The organism is Xanthobacter sp. DMC12, from assembly GCF_056314105.1.
This window is the reverse complement of the sequence record NZ_JBQUYZ010000001.1, coordinates 1,710,831-1,729,508: the sequence shown is the minus strand read 5'-3', so window position 1 is coordinate 1,729,508 and position 18,678 is coordinate 1,710,831. Positions and strand designations below refer to the sequence as shown.

At 62.6% G+C, this 18,678-nt stretch carries 17 protein-coding genes; 7 read left to right on the top strand and 10 right to left on the bottom strand.

All coding sequences use genetic code 11. The features are described 5' to 3' along the window. The first annotated feature begins 53 nt into the window (after nt 1-53). A protein-coding gene (locus tag ACT535_RS07975; RefSeq protein WP_476363937.1) for an IS3 family transposase occupies nt 54-1,243 on the top strand; the annotation gives its coding sequence in 2 pieces (ribosomal slippage) (nt 54-303 and nt 303-1,243; 1,191 coding nt in all). Beyond that, on the top strand, nt 1,230-2,039 hold the full coding sequence (locus tag ACT535_RS07970) for a hypothetical protein (RefSeq protein ID WP_476363936.1): 810 nt from the start codon (nt 1,230-1,232) through the stop codon (nt 2,037-2,039). Before ACT535_RS07975 ends, ACT535_RS07970 begins: the two co-directional genes overlap by 14 nt. 73 nt (nt 2,040-2,112) lie before the next feature. Here ACT535_RS07970 and ACT535_RS07965 read toward each other — a convergent pair whose 3' ends face one another. Further along, complete coding sequence (locus ACT535_RS07965; protein ID WP_476364010.1) at nt 2,113-2,331, bottom strand: type I restriction enzyme endonuclease domain-containing protein; 219 nt, start codon at nt 2,329-2,331, stop codon at nt 2,113-2,115. Between ACT535_RS07965 and ACT535_RS07960 the strand changes: the two genes are divergently transcribed. Beyond that, complete coding sequence (locus ACT535_RS07960) at nt 2,299-2,541, top strand: hypothetical protein (protein ID WP_476364012.1); 243 nt, start codon at nt 2,299-2,301, stop codon at nt 2,539-2,541. The genes ACT535_RS07965 and ACT535_RS07960 overlap by 33 nt on opposite strands. Nucleotides 2,542-2,568: 27 nt before the next feature. Here the strand turns inward: ACT535_RS07960 and ACT535_RS07955 are convergent, their stop codons facing one another. The 4 genes from ACT535_RS07955 to ACT535_RS07940 form a co-directional block, all read right to left on the bottom strand. Further along, complete coding sequence (locus ACT535_RS07955) at nt 2,569-3,486, bottom strand: hypothetical protein (RefSeq protein ID WP_476363935.1); 918 nt, start codon at nt 3,484-3,486, stop codon at nt 2,569-2,571. Between the two features lies 1 nt (nt 3,487). After that, nucleotides 3,488-4,345, bottom strand: coding sequence for a HipA family kinase (locus ACT535_RS07950; protein ID WP_476363934.1), 858 nt, complete (start codon nt 4,343-4,345; stop codon nt 3,488-3,490). Nucleotides 4,346-4,761: 416 nt separating this feature from the next. Then, complete coding sequence (locus ACT535_RS07945) at nt 4,762-5,004, bottom strand: hypothetical protein (protein WP_476363933.1); 243 nt, start codon at nt 5,002-5,004, stop codon at nt 4,762-4,764. Continuing rightward, complete coding sequence (locus ACT535_RS07940) at nt 4,991-8,332, bottom strand: type ISP restriction/modification enzyme (protein ID WP_476363932.1); 3,342 nt, start codon at nt 8,330-8,332, stop codon at nt 4,991-4,993. Before ACT535_RS07940 ends, ACT535_RS07945 begins: the two co-directional genes overlap by 14 nt. A gap of 370 nt (nt 8,333-8,702) precedes the next feature. Between ACT535_RS07940 and ACT535_RS07935 the strand changes: the two genes are divergently transcribed. From ACT535_RS07935 to ACT535_RS07920, 4 genes are read left to right on the top strand one after another with little or no spacing between them, the layout of a single operon-like run. Then, entirely contained in the window at nt 8,703-8,933 is a 231-nt protein-coding gene (locus tag ACT535_RS07935) for a carbon storage regulator (protein ID WP_476363931.1), read from the top strand. Then, nucleotides 8,902-9,285 carry a hypothetical protein gene (locus ACT535_RS07930; RefSeq protein WP_476363930.1) on the top strand — a complete coding sequence of 128 codons (384 nt, stop codon included), beginning with the start codon at nt 8,902-8,904 and terminating at the stop codon, nt 9,283-9,285. The genes ACT535_RS07935 and ACT535_RS07930 overlap by 32 nt, the downstream gene beginning before the upstream one ends. Nucleotides 9,286-9,287: 2 nt before the next feature. Continuing rightward, on the top strand, nt 9,288-11,096 hold the full coding sequence (locus ACT535_RS07925) for a hypothetical protein (RefSeq protein WP_476363929.1): 1,809 nt from the start codon (nt 9,288-9,290) through the stop codon (nt 11,094-11,096). A 13-nt stretch (nt 11,097-11,109) separates the two neighbouring features. Continuing rightward, nucleotides 11,110-12,252, top strand: coding sequence for a tail fiber domain-containing protein (locus ACT535_RS07920; protein WP_476363928.1), 1,143 nt, complete (start codon nt 11,110-11,112; stop codon nt 12,250-12,252). A 680-nt stretch (nt 12,253-12,932) separates the two neighbouring features. Here the strand turns inward: ACT535_RS07920 and ACT535_RS07915 are convergent. From ACT535_RS07915 to ACT535_RS07895, 5 genes are all read right to left on the bottom strand, one after another. After that, nucleotides 12,933-13,733, bottom strand: coding sequence for a hypothetical protein (locus ACT535_RS07915; protein ID WP_476363927.1), 801 nt, complete (start codon nt 13,731-13,733; stop codon nt 12,933-12,935). Further along, nucleotides 13,730-14,251, bottom strand: coding sequence for a hypothetical protein (locus ACT535_RS07910; protein WP_476363926.1), 522 nt, complete (start codon nt 14,249-14,251; stop codon nt 13,730-13,732). Before ACT535_RS07910 ends, ACT535_RS07915 begins: the two co-directional genes overlap by 4 nt. Continuing rightward, nucleotides 14,252-15,691 (bottom strand): response regulator, encoded by a 1,440-nt coding sequence (locus ACT535_RS07905; protein WP_476363925.1) that lies wholly within the window; start codon nt 15,689-15,691, stop codon nt 14,252-14,254. Continuing rightward, a complete protein-coding gene (locus ACT535_RS07900) occupies nt 15,691-16,476 on the bottom strand; it encodes an ATP-binding protein (protein WP_476363924.1) in 786 nt (261 codons plus the stop codon). The genes ACT535_RS07905 and ACT535_RS07900 overlap by 1 nt, the downstream gene beginning before the upstream one ends. A 94-nt stretch (nt 16,477-16,570) precedes the next feature. Next, entirely contained in the window at nt 16,571-18,415 is a 1,845-nt protein-coding gene (locus tag ACT535_RS07895; RefSeq protein WP_476363923.1) for an AAA family ATPase, read from the bottom strand. Nucleotides 18,416-18,678 lie beyond the last annotated feature (263 nt).

Below are 18,678 nucleotides of genomic sequence, written 5' to 3'. Positions count from 1 at the left end.
CGTCTGGCTAATCCAGTTTGAAGTTCGTTCTGGCCCATTGCGAGGACCAGACCATGAGGCGCAGCCGTTTCACGGAAGAGCAGATCATTTCGATCCTGAAGGAGCACGAGGCCGGGGTGCCTGTCTCCGATCTGTGCCGCAAGCACGGGGTCAGCGACGCCAGCATCTACAAGTGGAAGGCCCGGTTCGGCGGCATGGAGGTGTCGGAAGCCAAGCGGCTGCGGGCGCTGGAGGACGAAAATGCGAAGCTGAAGCGCATGCTGGCCGACGCGATGCTGGATAATGTCGCGCTGAAGGATCTCCTGGGAAAGAAGTGGTGACGCCCGCTGCCGAGCGCAAAGCTGTCGCCCATCTCATGGGGCACCACGGGATGAGCGAACGGCGGGCGTGTAAAGCCACCGGCTTCTGCCGCATGACCATGCGATACCGAGCGAAGCGGGCCGACGACGGCGTCCTGCGCGAGCGCATGAAGGCCATCGCCCACGAGCGGCGGCGCTTCGGCTATCGGCGCCTGCACGTGCTGCTCAAGCGGGAGGGTTTCACGGTCAACCACAAGCGCCTGTTCCGGCTCTATCGCGAGGAGCGTCTCAAGGTGCGGCGCCGTAGTGGCCGCAAGCGGGCCATCGGGACGCGGGCGCCCATGATGATCCCGATGCGGCCGAACGAGCGCTGGTCGCTCGACTTCGTGTCGGACCAGCTCACCTGCGGCCGCCGCTTCCGCATCCTCACCGTCGTCGACGACTGCACCCGGGAATGCCTCACCCTGCTGGCGGACACATCGCTGTCCGGCGTGCGGGTGGCCCGGGAGCTAGATCGCCTTGTGGCCGAGCGCGGCCGGCCGAAGATGATCGTCAGCGACAACGGCAGCGAGTTCACCTCCAACGCCATCCTCGCCTGGGCGGACGCGGCCCGGGTCGAGTGGCATTACATCGCGCCCGGCAAGCCCATGCAGAACGCCTTCATCGAGAGCTTCAACGGCCGCCTGCGGGACGAGCTTCTCAATGAGACGCTGTTCTCGGCGCTCGGCCAGGCCAGAGCGACCCTGGGCAGGTGGCGGTCCGACTACAACGGATCACGTCCGCACTCCGCCCTCGGCTGGCAGACCCCCTCCGCCTTCGCCGCCACCTTCCATCCGCGACGGGATCTGCCGCTGCGCCAGGCCAAAAGCTCCGCGACAGATCCCGTCGCTCACCCGGCCGACAAGGCCAAATCCACCCGCCAGAACGAACGTGACGCTGGATAAAACTTGGGGGCAACGTCATCGCGGCTGGAACCGGAGCCAAGTTCTCAAAGGTTGGGTGCCGATCGATGAGCGGTTGCCGTTGCTGGCCGGAGAACCTCAGCTTGGCCATCTCGCGCTGCGCCTCGTCTCGATCACCAACGGGTGGATACATGTCTCGGTCAATGCCGGCGAGGCGGCGTTCGATCTTTCTTTCGACGACGTGGGCGACTCCATGGTGCTGCTTGCTCGTTTCGTGCAGATCATGGTGGCTGGCGGAGAGCCGCATGCGCCATTGGCCGAGAACGGACGTGCGACCTTCGTGGTCAATCATCACGGCGCGGATGTCTGCCGCTTCCATCTCATCAGCCGGCCCCATGCCTTCATGCCAGAAAATCACGGGGGCATGATCGATATGCTGGTCGATCGGGAGGAACTCACCGAGCAGTTCCGCGCACTTGCGAACGCGATCGCGGACCATCCCAATTTCGCGCATCATTATGTCTGCAACGGCCAACTGCCCGAAGAGGAGTACAGCCGAGTCGACACGCTAGCGGAGACGGAATGGAAGGCCAGGCAGGAGGTGGGGCGCTTTCCGGACGATTGGCGGATTGAAAACGAATTCGTAGCCGCCGCGATCAGCGCCGCCGTTCCGCTGCCTGCGGCCTGCACGGAGGTCGCCGACAAGGAGCGAAGCATGTTGCTCTCCCTCGAAATTCCGGAGGAGTGGATGCTGCGCTATGGAATGGCGAGCCAGTGGGTCGGCCGACGGACAAGACGGCCACAATTACGGGTATTAGGACAGGCCGCCACCAAATGATCGGTGGACGGAGCCGAATAGCTCGACATCCAGCAAATGGCCTCAGACTTGGCGTGACCGTTCGCTCAATTTCCTACGCCCAACTCGCTGAGAGTGCCTCGGCTTGTCGCAGAACGGTTTGAACGGCCGCATCCTGAAGATCGGGCGGATATCCATGCTTCCGCAAAACCCGCTTCACCAGCACCCGCATTCTGGCTCTGGCGCTCTCCCGGTGCGACCAATCCACCGAGGCGCTACCCTTGAGGCTGACGAGCAGTTCATGGGCGATCACCTTCAGCGAACTATTGTCCATCACCTGGACCGCGCTCTCATTCTCCGCGAGCGCGTCATAAAGGCGATTTCGTCTGCCTTGCGTGTCGAGGTGCGCAACGAGGGCATCGTGCGTAACAACGCGGGCCACATCGCGCTGGAGAAGCGGCGAGAGCTAATTGTGGCATGGGCAGCGGTCGCCGGCAGACACTGGCCTCCTGCCGACGACGCTCTCCTTGCGGAAGTCCCTTAACGAAGTGGGGCGAGCGGATGTCGTCCCTTAGGCAGCTTCCTTAAACAGAATATGCCTCCCGATCTCGTCGACAGTGTTTAGAGGCCGTAGTCTGATCTCTTCCTGATCAGCCTGCGCTTCTAACGCTTCAAGAGCCTCCCTGAGGCGATCGACCTGCTTCTGACTTAGTTGAGGATCGTTCATCGGCGGGTGTTGCACGATCATCTCATGTTCCCGCTTTACTAGAGCCGATGGCTCACTGTCCCGGTCGACCTTAAGGTCCCATAGGCGAGTCTTAATCCGGCCTATCGACGCTGTGAAGTTGCTGCTGGCGAGCGTGCCAAAATTGGCTACCAGCTTCGAGCCCGCGAAATCAATGATCACGCCATGAGCATTCCGGCGCCGCTGTCGGCCGTTCCTGATTTCATTGCTGAAGAACCGCGCCAGGTTCGGCCGCTCTATCTGCACATATTCGAATACGAGCGCCGGCAGCCGATCTCCACCTTCCCGAGCCTCCCCAACCTCTTCCAACACCTCCTCCAACTCGCCAGAAAGCTCAAAGACGATGCTTCGCTTGTAAAGCGAAGACATTGCGGTCATCCATGATACAGCAATCTGTTGAAGTGAAATGCCTTGCGCCTCCCGGATATCCCCCAGCAAAACACCGGAAATTGAGGGATTGAAATCGGTTAATGCAGACCTTGACCGCTTCAATAAGTCAGATTCGATTATGTCGAGCGCAGTTTCGGCGAGCGTTACCACTACTTCAGACGCATCTGCAAAAATGCACTCGAGACGCCGAAGGTGGTTGGCGCGCTCCAAATGAATGCCACTCTCGCCGACTACAGCGATTCCGATCACGAATTGCTCTGGCGATCCCATAATCGGCCGAAAGAGCACGGGAGACCAGACCGCCCGTTGAAGGCGATCAAAGTCTTGGAAAATCGGAACGTCTAGCGAGATCATTTCACGCTATCCTAGGCTCGTTGAGCGCGGCACCCGCGGCGCTCGGGACATGAGAAATTCTGTCGGTCAGAAACGAGACGAGTGCCTCGAAATCTGACGCGCCGATCAGGTTAATCACGCTGTTCTTTCGGCCTGCTTCTCTCACGTTAACGCCCCGGAGTCGGACCGGCAGGTCGGCGGCTTCATTTGCCAGCCTCCTACGCTCAGCGGGGGACAAAAACTGGGTAACCCATTCGCGCAGCCTGTGCCTATATGTGCCGGCAGCAATCAGATCAGCCTGGGTCCAGGTTGGGCCCGTGAAACAGCGGCCATGATCTATGATCCAGACGCCCGTCCCGGTTGAGAACAGCACGTTCCCGATATGCCGGTCCACGTTCGCGACCCACGCGTCGAAGCCATACAAATCGCCGAGCCAAGACTGTTTTACCAAAAGCTCGACGATCGGCCGAAGCAACGTAAGCGTCTCTAGATCGGTAGGCCTTTTTACGAGCGCAGCAATGGATGGACTGCTTACGTCGACGCTGGCAAACATGAGGCCGCGACCATCGCGCATGATTGCGCGGGTTGCACACGGATTTCCCGGCTCCGTAATGCCGATGAAGGCAGGAGGAACGGGGAGACCGAGCACTAACGCAAGGCTCGCTGCCAGAATCTCGTTTGCAAGCTCCTTAGGGGCCAAGTCTTTCAGAATCGCCGTCTTCAGCTCCCGGTCGCGAGTGAGGATCTGTCCCTGATAAGTGTCCGTGATGTTGGCGATACCCACATCTTTGAACGACGACGCTCCCGACATGACTTGGGCAAAATCGACAGTGCCGGCAGGTCTATTTTCGTGGGCTGTCGACTTCGAATTGTCGTGCATTCCAAGCGTCCCCAGCCACCACCTTAGAAGGCCTTATTTTCTGGGATGATAAGGCAAATCATCCCTACGCGTCACCTGGGGTAATCTCAACCGCCTCGATGAACGCCGCCGCGCTGGCGAGCCAGACTGAACCGCCCCGTCCCCGGCCGGGAAGAATGACGCCCTCTTAGATCAGCTCCGCCTTGACCGCACCCTAGGTCTCTTCCGCCGACCCGATCACCTCGCACAGGCGCCCGTTTCCGGCGGACCCACCAAGCTCCTCCAACCGTCGTCATGACCTGCTCGCCGACCAAGACACTGACGCCATCCGCCACGCCTATGCCGGTGGGGAGCATCGAGAAGAGCGGGTGGGGATGATGCAGTGGTGGGCGGACAAGCTGGAGGGTTGGAAGGCGGCAGGCGTAGCGGCTGTCGCCTCAGCTTTTCAGGGCGGCCGCGAGCGTCTGGCGGACTGCCTCGGCCTCATCCTCCGGAAGCCAGCGCGTCATCTGCGGCACGACGGTTTCTATCAGGCGGCGCCGGCTTTGCGGCAGGGCGTGGACGGCGGCGTCCCGGGCCTCGGCCAGAAGCCCATCCAGCTTGCGGCGCACGCGGTCCGGATCGGCCGAGATGTCCGTGTGCGGAACGGTTTCCGCGGCGAACATGTCAAGCTGGGCCATCGGCGGCATCCTTTCCCGAATCGCCGTCATTTTCCGGCGCGAGGCCGAGGTCGGCAATGCCGAGCAGGGGTTGTCCCAGGATTTCCTCCAGCAGCGCCGCCTGCCGCGGCTCCAGCAGAACCAGCCGGCCGAGCACATGAAGGAGGTTCATCAGGTCGGTGGTGTACTCGCCCAGCCAATGGTCGGGCTGGATGGAATCGAGCGGCGAGGGCGGGCGGCGGTCGCCGATCACCGGGCGGGTCCGGTCGCGGCGGCGATAGCTGAACCAGTGCTTCAGCACCTGCTTGCCGGAGACCTCATAGGCCCAGACCTCGGGCATCACATTGTCCACATGACCCTTGCCCACTGTGAGGCGACGGGTGGCGGGGTCATAATCCATGCTCTCGGGCAAGGGCTCGGGGGCGCCGGGAATGCCGCCTCCGACGGGGATGACGGGCGCATGAGCCTTGTCGAGGCGAGGCGCCTGATGCGGCCGGCCGGCGGCGGCGTCGTGGAAGCGCTCGCCATAGGTGTGCAGCCAGATCACCTCCCGGCCGATCTCCACCGCACGGTGGAACAGCACCGCATCGGCGGTAACGGGCACGCGCAGGCCCGGCTGCTTCAGGTCTGCCGCGAACCGCGCGGTGAATGCGGGGTGGGCTAGCACGGCGGCGACATAGGCCATCAGGTCGGGCGGGGCGACGGCCTCACCATAGAAGTCGGAGAGGCCGGCGAGGAGGGCGGGGTTGAGATTGGAGCGGGTGGCGTCGGCATCCGACCAGAGGGGGAAAACCCGGCCGCCCCGCCCATTGTAATGGTCGAGGTCCGGAATCAATGCCGAGAACGAGACGGCAGGCCCTACGTCAGGAGAATTCGCGTCAAGAACCGTTAGATAAGCCTGATCCTCTGACGCGCTATTCCACAAGGTCGGATTGGGCTGATTGATTAGACGGGCGTCGGGCAAAATCCATTGCCGATCAAAGCTCCGAAAGGCGTAACGGACGACATCTAAGGGCAAGCCTTCATCCTGAAGGATCGTCCCCGATGGTGGCGGAAATCGTCCAAGTCCTTGGCGGACAACTTTCCGGATGTGCTTGTCGCCTGGCCGCCCATTTCGCAGGTGCGGGTGAAAGAGCCGCTCCTTCTCGACCGGATCGGCTTCCGCTGTGAGCCGCGCCCATCGCTTCGCCAGACTGTCCTTGTCCGGTCCAATAATCCAGGTCCGCCCCGGCATCACACCGGAGCCGTTGTAGACGAAGAGGCTCTTCAGCGTTGGGAAGCCAGCCCAGGCCCCACTCGCCTCCGGCAAAAACGGCGCTCGCCACTCCTGCGGGCATTCCGCCCAACCCGGCCCGGCGAGGGAGAAGCCGGCCAGCGCCGCGAATTTCTCCTCGCGCCGGCCTTCCGGCAGCGCCCGGAAATGCACGCGACCGGGCCGTGTCGCGTCCTTGCCCTTGCGCCGGGCGGCGAGGGCTATGCAAATTGGTTGTTGAACGCCTTGAAAGAACCTCGTCACTGCGTCGGGCTGATGCGGCTCTGGTGAGCAGTCGATGACCCAAATATCCGTACAACTAGCTCTAAGGTCCGCCCGCATCTTCTGAAAGCCAGGCCCGTTAAGAAAGCGGGCCATGGTGATGAAGCAGACGATGCCCTCCTCGTCGCCGTCCGGCAGGCCGGTGGCGTCGCGCCATCCGGCCCCGAACACCTTCAGGCTCGCCCAACGCCAGAAATAGACATAGAGGTTCTTCAGGTGCTTGGTATGGGCACCCACGCCCCACGCCGCAGGCGGGCGCCAGCGGTCCATGGGCGCGGCATAGCCCTCGGAGCCCGCCTCGATCCAGGCGCCGCGCCCGTCCGCCTTCTCCTTGTAGGGCGGATTGCCAATGACCACGGTGATCTTGTCGTTCCGCTTGATCTGGTTCGCCGCCCGCCGTGACTGCGCCACCGGCTTCATGAAGCTCGGAATGTGTTCCTCTTCGGCGAAGGGGTTTCCGAGCGTATCGGTGATGAACAGCTTGAGCTCCGGCAGGGTCCCCTGCGCGCCGGCTTCTTCCATCAGCTCCCCATACTCGGCTAGCAGCCGCAGCTGCGCCACCGCGAAGGGGCCGAACTGAAGCTCGAAGCCGATCAGCCGGCCGGCGGCATTCTCCAGGGCGGTCGGCACGCTGCCGGGGCCGAGATCGTCGCTGACGCTTTGCGCGATCTTGCGCAGCACGCCGAGCAGGAAGGTGCCCGTGCCCACCGCAGGGTCGGCAATGGTCACATCCTGCGCCGCCAGCCCGTCCGCCCGCCCGAACAGCGGTCCCCGCAACGCCTCGTCCACCAGCCGGACCATGGCCGTGACGACTTCCGGCGGGGTGTAGTAGGAGCCGGTGCGTTTGCGCAGCGTATTGTCATAGACTTCCAGAAAATGTTCATAGAAATAAAGCCACGCATCGGCGTCGCCTTTGCTGATCTTCGCCCAGTTCACCTCCTGAAACACGCGGGTCATGGTGACGAGAGAGGTGGCAAGGGCCTTTTGGTGGTCTGGATCGTCGATCAACAGGTGCAGCGCGGTGCCGATGAGCGAATTGGACCGGCGCAGCGCGTTCGCCGCGTTGTCGATGCCGTTCGCGAGGGAAATGTCGCGGGCGCGGGCAATCAGCAGCCCGAAGGTCACAGCCTGCGCATATCCGTCGGCAAAGCTCTCGTCACTGGCATCGGGAAACAGCAGGCGGCGCCAGTCCTGGGCGAGATCGCTGAGGCCGGCATTGCCGCGGCGCAGTTGCTCGGTCACCTCTTCCCGCAGCAGGCGGCACAGGCGCGCGCTGGTTTCCGCAAGCCGCTTCGGGGTCTTCGGCGTGATCGGCGTCCAGGTGAAAAAGTCGTTGAACAGCGCCAGCAGGGCCGGGGGCGCGGCGAGCGCGGCGCCTGAACTCTCCACATCGCCGATGAGGCGGACCACGTCGCCCACGCGCTCGCCGTCCCGCCACAGGGCGAAGGCGGTGCCGTCGGTGTAAAGCAGGTTGGGAAGGGACTTCAGCCGCTCCCACTGAGCCTTGTCGTGTCGGTCCTTGAACTGGCGCGGATTGGCTCCCTTCCCCGGCGCCTTGACCTCGATGAAGCCGACCAGCGTGTTCCTCAGCGTGACGGCGTAGTCCGGCCGTGTCCGATCCTCGGTGAGGGTGGTCTCGCCGACGATGGCCAACGCGCCCGGCGCGCATCCGGTTATCAGGGCAAGATCGGCGACCAGTGCCTCAAGCGGCCCGCGCAATTGATCCTCGGGTGCGCCACTGATGGCAATGTTCGAGAGCTTCGCCGCAGTGCTGCGGCCGAATGCCGAGACCGCCTGCTCCAATGTGGGAATCACCCGCCCCTCCCGACCACGCCTGCCGTGTCAGGAGTATCGCATTCCCGTGCAATCTCAAGCTGCCGCGCAAGACCCAGCCGCTCGGCTCGCTTCCGGAAAGGCAGCACTAGTCTGAGTTCAGTTCGGCCCTCGTGGACGCCGCTGACGGGATTGGTGTCGTCAACAAGCGATCATTCGCGTTCCAAAGCCCCCTTCAGGGTTGTTGACAAAGCGGCAAGGGGAACCCAGCCGTCACCATTCCATGTCCCCCGTGCATTGGTGAGGATGGGGCGCTCTGTCCATCGGCGTCCGAGGCCGTCTCACTCTGTCCCGTAATGTGTTCTAAATAATTGATATTGAAAGAATTTTCTCTTCGCCCTATGTTGCGACCATGTTGCTCATCAAGCTTCATCCCGGCGAAAGCCTCCGCATTGGCGACGCGGAAATCGTGTTCGTGGATCGGACCACCCGAGGAGCTGGCTTTCATGCCCGCCTGGGCATCACCGCGCCCAAGGACATGAAGATCGAGCACCGCGCCGGTCGCGGCGCCGGCGCGCGCGCCTCCTTCTCTCTCGCTGACGGAGCACAGGATGTGCCGCAACGCGCCTTTCCTCAGCGCTGAACCTGTCCCCTTCGATTGGCTGACCTTCGGCCGGCGCGCTCGCGCGTTTGAGCGGTTCACGGACCCTGCCGGTGCGGCCATCCTCCTCGTCTGGGCTCCCCGTCCGGCTCAGCAGCGAAAGGCGTCCGCATCGGACGTCGACGCCATTGCGCACCTCTATGGCGTCCCGCCTGCCGTTCTCATGGCGGTAGCGGACGTGGAGCTGGACCGCCGCCTTTCCCAGATCGAAGCCAATGCGGGCCGGCTCCGACGGGCGCTCGATGCCGGTGCCGACCTCTCCGACATTTTCTACCCGGTCGTCGTGGCCCGCATCATCGACATCGAAGCCGCACTCGGCGGAATAGGAGCCTGACAATGGCAAGCCTCGGCATTGGTTCGTTCATGCGCGGCCTTCAGGGCGGCATGGAGTTTCGGGCTGGCGTGGAAGACCGGGACCGGCGCCGAGCCCTTGAAGACGAGGATCGGTCGCTGGCCAAGGAAGACCGGGCGCGGCGCATCCAGCTTCAGGATGAGGACCGCTCCTTCGCCCGGGAGGACCGGTCCCTCGCCAAGGAGGATCGGCAGCGCCGCATCGCGGCCGAGAACCAGAGCCAGGCCTTCACCAACGAACAGCGGGATCGTCAGCGGCAGGACTGGCAGCGGGACGATGCCATCAAGGGCGCGTACTCGCAGGCGGCAGATCAGGCCAGCGCGGCGCGGAGTGCGGACGTGGAGGGTGCGATCCAGCCGATCGAAGCGCAGGGGCCGACGCCGGATGGCAAGAGGCTGCCCGCATTCAAGGTTGGTGACGCGACCTTCACGGACAAGGGGCAGGCGCGCGCGGCTGCGGAGAAGGACGTGAAGCCCTTCATGGACTACTACACGGCCAAGAGCGCCCCGCTCGTGACCGAGGCCTACATGCGCGCCGGGCAGCCGGAGAAGGCTCAAGCCTACAACAACTGGCTGAAGACCGAGGGCGTGCAGAAGGGCATGGAGAGCTGGGCGAAGGCGCTTCAGGCCGCCTCTCGTGATGATCCTGACGGCTTCGCGAAGCACATCACCGCCGCCTATAACCAGCAAGGTTATTTCGAGGACGGGCGCACCACGACCGCGAAGCTCCGCAAGGACAAGGACGGGAACACGGTGGGCATGGACCTCGAATTCGAGGACAAGGCCACGGGGAAGAAGTGGACCCGCTCCATCGACGGCCGCGAGGACATCTACCGGATGGGCATCGAGCTGATGGCGCCGGAGCAGGTGTTCAAGTTCGGCCTGCAGCAGGTGGAGGCGGCCGACAAGGCGCGCTCCGAGATCGCGAAGGACAAGCGCACCGAGGCGCGCGAGACCGGCAAGATGATGCTGGAAGCCGCGCTGAAGCAGGCCGCCCTGGAGGGTCCGCAGGGCACAGTCGAGTTTCGCAAGCGGCTGGACAGCACCATGAAGTCGCTTCTGGCGAACGACTTCACCTACGCCCGGCTCACGGACGATGAGAAGGTCGCGAAGGCTGTGGAGGTGTTGCGAGCCCAGGATCGTGGGGTCGCGGCTGCAGGGTATGGTGGGGGTGGTGGCAGTGCCGTTCCGCCGACGGTGGGAAGCGCGGCACGCAGCATTCCGATCTGGCGGCCGACCGCTGAAGATCAGGCCGCCCCATCGGCGCCCCAGCCCAGGGAACAACCTGCTTCATCCAGCTCGGCGCCGGAGCAGCCGCCTGCACCCGCAGAGGATGAAGCGAGGCTTCCGGTCGGGGCGAGCCCAGCGAGTGCTCCTCCCGCGCGGGAGCCGACCGTCAGCCTCGGCAACATGTACATGGGATATGGTCGCAAGGCGCTTGGCGGCGTCGCCCAGGCAGGCGCCCGCGGCATCCGCGCCGTGGAGGATCTGCGCGGGCGGGACTTGCCAGCCGACGAGGCCATGGATCGCTTTGCTGAAGACGCGATCCGCTCCGGCAATGAGATGCTGGAGCAGGAACGCCGGAATGCTGAGGAGGTGCGCAAGGCCAACAGTGCCCGCATCAAGCTGCATGCCGACATGATGGAGCGCCGCGATCGCCTCAGGCGGGAAGCTCAGGACAAAAAGAACCGCGAGCGCGACGAGGCCATCCGAGGCGTTCGGGAGAAGCAGCAGGAGGCCGAACGCCGCTACCGGGAAAGTCGCGGCCTCCCGGCTTACTCCAACGGACGTTGACGGGAGAGACACCATGGATGATGGCGGAGACATGCCGCTCCCCAGCCCGAAGATCGGGCAGGCGGCGAACAAGATCGCATCCCTCGGATCGAGCTACCTCGACTTCGCGAAGCAGTTCTATGCGGATGCCAAGGACCGGCAGGCGAACCTCGATAGCGTGACGGGGAAGGTCGTCGGTTCCCAGCTCGGAGCGCAGGACACGCTGAACGGATGGGCGGCAGCGGATCGTGATCGGTTGGAGAAGGTCTTTCAGCCGCTTCAGGACCAGTACATCGCCGATGCTCAGGCGTGGGATAGCCCCGAGCGACAGGCCGCGGCTGCGGCTGAAGCACGGGGCGATGTCGTCAAGGCAGCGGCGAGCCAGGATGCAGCCCGTCAGCGCCAGCAGGCGTCCATGGGCGTCAATCCGAACTCGGGCCGATGGGCCGGGGCCGACCGAGCCGCTGACACGGCTACAGCCCTCGGCGCTGCCGGAGCGGAGAACAAGGCCCGCAGCGATCTTCGGCTTCAGGGCATGGGGCTGCGGGCGAGCGCCATCGGAATGGGGAATGGGTTGGCCAGTCAGGCGACCGGCGCGCTCGCCACCGGTGCCCAGATCGGCAATTCGGCGACCGGCAACGTCGCGGCGGCCAATACCGCCAACATCAATACCGCGGGCATCATGCAGTCCGGCACCCAGACGGCGATCGACGGCTATGCCAAGCAGGCCGGCGTGCTGACGAACCTGTACAATGGCCAGCTCTCCGCCTGGAACGCCCAGAACAATGCCGCATCGCAGTCCAATAGCGACCTCATGGGGGCGATCGGCACGGGTGCGGGCCTCATCTTTTCCGACGAGGACGCCAAGGAGAACAAGGAGCCGGCCACCGGGACGCTGGAAGCGGTGCGCTCGATGCCCGTGCAGGAATGGGACTACAAGCCCGGCATGGGCGATGGGGGGCGTCACATCGGCACCTATGCCCAGCACTTCAAGGCTGCGACGGGCAAGGGCGATGGGCGCTCCATTCCGGTCATCGACGCGATCGGCGTGACCATGGGCGCGGTCAAGGAACTGGATGCCAAGGTGGAGAAGTTGGCGAAGGGCTTGCCCGCGTATGACCGCAAGGGCGGGGCCGTGGGGCGCGGTGGTCGAGGTATCCGTCAAGGTGCGTCATAGGCCGTGGTGCCGGACCTCCCCGGTCCACGGGCGGTGGCCGCAAGCCGATTGACGATCAGCACGGGCGCTCATTCCCCCTTGATGGGGGAGGTCCGACGACTCCATTAGCGGAGAGCAGATGGTTGGCGCGACATTCGCGCTATAGCCATCATCTCGCTCAGCCTGTTTGGCGGCTGAACGGCGTCTTGCTCCAAGGCCGATGAGGACGTACCGTTTCTCCAGCCCTTCCGCAGGCTGGATCGATGCTTAGGCACTCAATGCCGATGTAGTCCCCAGGTTTCCCGGAGGGGTTTGGCGCCGGCTCTGGCCCATAACGTGGTGGACCGGTTCGGCTCCTCCGAACCCTCCCCAGGTGACCAGCCGGGGTCGGCGCCTTTGTAAGTCGGTAAAATTCTCTGCGTTGAGCCTTTATCGCCTACTCGCTCGTAGTTATGGACCAGTATGCGATACAACCACACACTGGGTCGTCGGCCAACAAGGTGTTCTCACATTGCCGAGCTTGCAACGTCGATCTCGGGTGGTCTCCTGCTGGGAGATCATGAGTTGCAGCCAGATTCTTGGGGCTCCTATGCCGGAGAATGCGGGGAAGCGAATACTCCCGCTTTCAAAAGACCGGAAGCTGAGATCAATGCCGCGCTCGACGCAGAGCCGAACGAGGCTGAACGCGCCCCGATCCGCAGTCAGTAGCCGTTGGCTACGATCCAGTCAGCGACCGTGTCGAATAGCCCTTGTGCCGAAGTCGATGTTGCGGTGATGCCGGCATGCGGCTCAACGGAGTGGTAACTGGTCATGGCGGCTGCACCGACGACAAACCCGCTCTTGCGCGCAATCACATTTAGCGTGCGACGATTTTCCTGCCAATAACTCTGCGCTGGGGCATGCACAGAACTCGAGAGTAAGCCGGGGTGGATCGTCTGGGCGGCTCCCCCGATGGCGAGATGCGGGTGGTGCGAACCCAGCAGCGTAATGTCATATAAGCGGGCGACGAAGGACCTCATCTCGTCAACGCTACCTGGCGCCGCAACATCCTTGCACTCGATCGCAACCCTCGGACGTCCGAGTGGCCGACCTCCGGCCGGTCTTGCCCTCAGGGCTTGGCCGACGGTGGCAGGCACGATGGCAAGGTCAATTTCGTGGGTCGCTCCGCTTCGTCCTTCAAATTGGATCCCGTTCCAAAGCTCCCAGGCGGGCCGCTGCTGGAAGCGAAAGCCGATAGCGCTGGGGTTGTCGGGTCCCTGAGAAGCTCCAGCGATGCCCGTAGGGGCGCCTCCGCGCTGGATGAAACGGCGATTGCTGTCCCCTGGCAGGATCTGCGTCTCGTCCGAACGCTGCAGCCATACATCGTAGCTGCGGGCCTGCAGAGCACGGGCGATGCCTCCCATCAGAAAGAGCTCGAACGCCCGGCCAGCGCCGCCAGCCATTCGCAATGTCGCGACGCTTCCTAGTATGGAGTTCAATGCAGCCTGAATCTGCGGTATCATAAAGTGGTCTTACCTTGTGTCTCGAACGACCAGCGCGTCAGTGCATCCCTAAGGGTTTTCACCCCTTCCCTGGCGAAGGTTATCGAGCTGCGCTCGATAGGAGGGCCTTCTTGACCGATCAGCACAAACTCCAATGGCGCACTGGGGGCCACCTTAGAGGGGCCCCTATCGTCAGGATTGAAAGTGGTGCCAGAGTTCTCGGCGACAGCCTCGATCATCGCACACCCCTCCCAGAGATCCGCCAATACGCCGTCCAAGCGGGTCGCCACATAGTTTGCGGCCCAGACGATTTGATCATCGCCGAGTATTGGATCAGCCAAAACCGGCATATCGGCCGATAGGCGGTCGGATTCTTGGCGCGAACGGACGTTCTCTCGCGCCGCGCCCAACAGCTCTTCCGGCTCCAACGGCTCGCGACCACGGCGGATGCCGTCCACGATCTCGAAAGCGAGCCAGTCCGCTCCGACGCCAACTAGCGTCTCGATCAGAGGAAGCAGGCGCGGATCTAAAATCGCCATCTAGCAATCTCCAATGGTCTCGCCGGCAAGAGCGGTGATGCACGCTTTGAGGATCGCCCGCACGAGATCCTTGTCCGTATCGTCGTATTTCAGTTGGCGGAGGGCGAAGCTGTAGGCAACAGCAAGGACTTCTTGTGGTGAAGCGGCCACGCCCTGCGCCCATGCACGGCATGCTCTAATGAAAGGCTCGTAGGTCGCGCCCGCGCAGAACGCGTCGAGCTCCGTCCAATGACCCGCTTGCTCCTCGTTGGGCCACCCTGTTCGATCTGGCGCATCCTTATGGAAGATCGTGCTAAGCTCCAGCACAACCGGGTCAAGTGAAGCGAACGCCCCTCCTGTTCCCGGATAGTCGATCACCATCGGTCGGCCGCAGTCATCAAACAGGACATTGCCGCAATGTAGATCACAGTGCTGAACACAACGCGCGACGTCGATCTCCACATTTTCGACGGCAGAAAGATCAATGCCGTCGAGATAATGGACATGATTTTGCAGTGCAACGTCGCCGATCAGGGCGCGCCGAACGGTCGACACACGCACCCGCTCGACTTGGCGCGCGCCGTGCCAGATAACTTGATCGAGGCGAAGACGATCGACGGCCGAGGCGGCGAGATTGGGATTGGCGACCAGTTCATCGAACAGTGATCGGACTTCGTTTCCGACGACTTGGTAGAATATTCCTGCAAAGCCGGCCGCGCCATGGCTGAGCACGGCGGTAATCGGCGGAAAAGCTCCGTTGGCTAGTTTTACTATCTCGGTTCTGTATTTCCCTTGCTCGGCAGCGATTTCTTCAAAACTCCCGATCCTTGCGACGGACGTAATTGTCACCGCGCCCGCGGGATTTAACACGGATACTCGAAACACCCGTGCCCCTGACAAGCCGCCCTGCAATATCCGCACTTCAACACGGGCCCCATGGTGCAGTCGGCTGAAGAGTTTGATAAGGCGCACCTCCTCACCTCGGAGGTTCACTTGAGAGCCCACCTGCACGAGATGGACGCAGTCGGTCTGTTCAACCTCACTCCGGAACGAACGGACCGCGGCGATGCAACCGGTCATCTTGTCCTTCCAGAACACGCGGTAGAGCGGGTCTTCGCGACCGCAAGAATGGATATCTCCGCGTTTGCCGTGGGCGCTGAGCACCTCGGCAGGAAAATCCGGGTCTATGGTACCCGTCAGAAACCAAACAGAGGTCCCGGGCTGTTGCTCAGCAACCGTCTGAAAGACCGCCCAGCCATGATCGGGATGGTCGTCGAGAACGTCATCCTCCGTTGGAATACGGCGGTCCAGGATGACGACGTCAAAATGCTCTTCACCGAGAGCCGCTAGTGCACCGGCTTTGCTGCGTTGCCAGTTAAGTTCACAGCCAGGGATTGCTCGTATCGCCTTCTCGACCACCGCAGCAAAGTCGATTTTGTCCTCGACGAGCAGGATCCGCATTAGGCAGCCGCCTTCGGCCAGCGCATCTCAAACCTCATTCCCCGGTCCGCGGGGATGAGGCGAATGCTTCCTCCGAGCGACGTCATGGCCTGTTGGGCTGTCGCAAGACCCATACCGAGATGGCCAGCCTTAGTAGTCGACCCGATCTCAAACGCCCGCGAGAGGCTGCCCCTGAATCCAATGCCGGCATCGACGATCGCGATCCACACGTCGATGTCCGTTACGCCCCAGTTGACCGTGATCTCGGGGTAGCTCCCGTCTTCGACGCGCAAGGCAAGAGTAGCCTCTATGGCATTTCGAAGCCCGTTCATAAAGGCCAAACACACCAAGCCCTTGTCGCCTTCAACCACCGTGTCCTGAGGTCCAGCGCGAAGGACCCCAATTGGCTTTTGGCTCACCTCCTCGTCGATCCAGGCGAAGATGGAGTGGTCGAGGGCAAAGTCTTCGAGTTTTGGCGCGCTGGCCGCCTTCCGCAGGCGGGCAAGCCCGGCAACGAGTGCTTCCATCCGTTCGAGCCCACGCTTCGTATCGGAACCGTCGAAGTTCACCATTTCAGTTTCGGCCGACAGCCGAATCGCCCCTAGGATCGGCTCGATCTCGTGGATAATCTGCTTGGCCGTTGTCTCCAATGCGTCCGAATATATTTGGGCAGTTTGATCCGCGGATAGCTCGACACGCTCGGGGATGGGCGCAGCGCTGACCGTCGGGCGAGCGCGCTGGAGCGCCCGTTTCAATGCGCTTGTCACCCAAGCGACTGTCTCGACTGCCAGAGCGTCTTCGATCAACTTTATTTGCTTGGCGTCGGCATGCTCCGCCAAGTGTCGCGCGGCTTGGAGCCGCTCACGTGGATCTGCAGACCCCAGCTTCCGCGCTAGCGCATTACTCACTGCCACTCTCGGCATAGAAGGCGGCCCGCCGCTGGAACGCTTCTCTGCCGCCTTCCATGATGTTCGTAATGGAGTTGACCACTGCGTCTTCCTCAAGCGCGCCCGCGACCTGAACGAAGCACCGATCACCATCGGACTCAAGGTGCACGACCAAGTCGGCGCTACCGAGTACTGGAATGTTCGGATTGTGCGTGGCGATGATCGTCTGCGCGGAACCCCTTCGAGCGCGGATAGCCTTGACCAACGTCCCGACCACAAAAGCATTGTCGAGGTGATCTTCCGGCTGGTCGAGAACTATAATACGTTCGTTGTGCTGTAAGATTATGGGCAAGACTGCCGTGCAACGTTGACCCATCGACAGGAAATCACTGCTTTTGAAGCTTGTGCCGTCGAGCAGCTCGATAACGACCTCATCACCAACCTCGGTCACCAAGAGCTCAGCGCCGGGATCGCCGCGCAGCCCTTCGGCAAGCCGCAATGCCCGCTCTTCGTTAATCTCAAGCGCCTTGCCGATGACCGACACCTCGCCCCGTTCGGCAAGCACTGCGACCTCCTGTGGGCTAAACGTCTTGGCAATCCGCTCGGCAAGCTCGCGATACCGCAGGCCGCTGCCGCGCAAAGCGCCGTTCAGCACGCTCACATATGTGCGGTAGTCGGCGAGCGGCTTAACGGTCACGCGGATTGACGGCGCCAGCCCCGCGGTTAGCCGAGCGGCTGTCTGTTGGCGAGCTGCCGTCAGCGCGACGTTATGATCGTGCATCTCGTCGAGCGCGGCCTTGCGCTGCACGTTCAGTCGATCGATCTGGTGAAATTTTGCCGTTCGCAGATCGGCCAGCGCGCTCAGCGCAGCGATTTCCTGACTGAGGTCTGCAATCTGACGGTCGAGAACGCTCGCGCCTTTTTGCTGCACCTCGATCTTCTGGCGGACTTCGCGGCCCTTGGCTTCGAGCACCGATTTCTCATCGGACGCCATCAGCCGAAGCTGGTCCAAATCATCGATGATGGAGCGATATTCTGCGATCATAGCAGACAGGCGCTCATGCGCAGTCTTCAGGCGCACCCGATGCGGCTGGAGCTGGTCGGGCGCCATCGCCTGGGCAGGCCACAATTCAATGGACGGCTGGCGGTCCGCGACGAGATCGAGATCGTCCGTCCACTGGACAAGAAGCTCGAGCGAGCGGCCGATCGAGCCGGCGCGTACACCGGCTGCGCTAATAAGCGGCGTCAGTTCATCAAGTTGCTTACGCAACCTGTCCAGCTCAGCACTGCGGGTCCGCTGGACGGCTGCGTGCCGTTGAAGCTCGGCGAGCCGCTCTTGCTGTTTGGGCAGCGCCTGAAGCTTTTCAGCGATGTCTGCGACCTCCACCAAGAGGCCCCGAATTTCGACAGACGCCGATTTGATCTTCGCGTGCAGCGGCCCGCGTTTCGCCGCAGCCCCGCTACGTCCCGCGATAAACCCGTCGACCAACCGCAAGCGCGACTGGGACCGAGCGCCAATCTGCTCCACTTCTTTTTGCGAGAAAACGAATGGTGGGGAGACTTCCGGCGGGCAATTGTCATCGCTGTCGGTCGCGATCCGGGAGACCTCAATCCGGTCGCTCCCGTTCGTGAGGGTGATTACGACCTTGCCGTCGCCGAGTACACCCAACGCGTGTTCGAGAGCGTCTTTGCCGATTGCGTCGGACGAAGATGGGGCTCCCATGCAGAAGCGGATCAGCTCGATCACGGAACTCTTTCCCGTCCCGCGACCGCCGATCAGGACGTTGAGGCCAGGGCTTAGGTTTTGTCGGAATCCATCTAATGCTCCCCCTTCGATGTTAATGGATTCGATCCACACTCTAGAATGCCCTCCCTGTCAAATTCAGTTTACCCAGATTTATATAGCGCCTTGGCCCGCGTCTCGAAAGCGTCTGTTTCTACGCCGCCATGCCTCGTTAGGCAGCTTCCGCGATCGCTCGGCTTTAATTGAGCAACTCCGGCGACCTCAACGAACGTCAGAACACGGGATCAGGCAAACGGACCTAAACAGCCGGCTTGGGGCGCGTCGCGGAAGTCGCTGAAAGGGAAGTCGAGGGACGGCAATGGGTCAGAAGCGCCAGC

Excerpts from the sequence above, each read along its gene's own strand:
- ACT535_RS07905 (WP_476363925.1), bottom strand. The coding sequence starts at position 15,691 with ATGCGGATCCTGCTCGTCGAGGACAAAATCGACTTTGCTGCGGTGGTC.
- ACT535_RS07910 (WP_476363926.1), bottom strand. The coding sequence starts at position 14,251 with ATGGCGATTTTAGATCCGCGCCTGCTTCCTCTGATCGAGACGCTAGTT.
- ACT535_RS07955 (WP_476363935.1), bottom strand. The coding sequence starts at position 3,486 with ATGATCTCGCTAGACGTTCCGATTTTCCAAGACTTTGATCGCCTTCAA.
- ACT535_RS07920 (WP_476363928.1), top strand. The coding sequence starts at position 11,110 with ATGGATGATGGCGGAGACATGCCGCTCCCCAGCCCGAAGATCGGGCAG.
- ACT535_RS07935 (WP_476363931.1), top strand. The coding sequence starts at position 8,703 with ATGTTGCTCATCAAGCTTCATCCCGGCGAAAGCCTCCGCATTGGCGAC.
- ACT535_RS07950 (WP_476363934.1), bottom strand. The coding sequence starts at position 4,345 with ATGCACGACAATTCGAAGTCGACAGCCCACGAAAATAGACCTGCCGGC.
- ACT535_RS07965 (WP_476364010.1), bottom strand. The coding sequence starts at position 2,331 with ATGGACAATAGTTCGCTGAAGGTGATCGCCCATGAACTGCTCGTCAGC.
- ACT535_RS07930 (WP_476363930.1), top strand. The coding sequence starts at position 8,902 with ATGTGCCGCAACGCGCCTTTCCTCAGCGCTGAACCTGTCCCCTTCGAT.
- ACT535_RS07945 (WP_476363933.1), bottom strand. The coding sequence starts at position 5,004 with ATGGCCCAGCTTGACATGTTCGCCGCGGAAACCGTTCCGCACACGGAC.
- ACT535_RS07960 (WP_476364012.1), top strand. The coding sequence starts at position 2,299 with ATGGGCGATCACCTTCAGCGAACTATTGTCCATCACCTGGACCGCGCT.
- ACT535_RS07915 (WP_476363927.1), bottom strand. The coding sequence starts at position 13,733 with ATGATACCGCAGATTCAGGCTGCATTGAACTCCATACTAGGAAGCGTC.
- ACT535_RS07925 (WP_476363929.1), top strand. The coding sequence starts at position 9,288 with ATGGCAAGCCTCGGCATTGGTTCGTTCATGCGCGGCCTTCAGGGCGGC.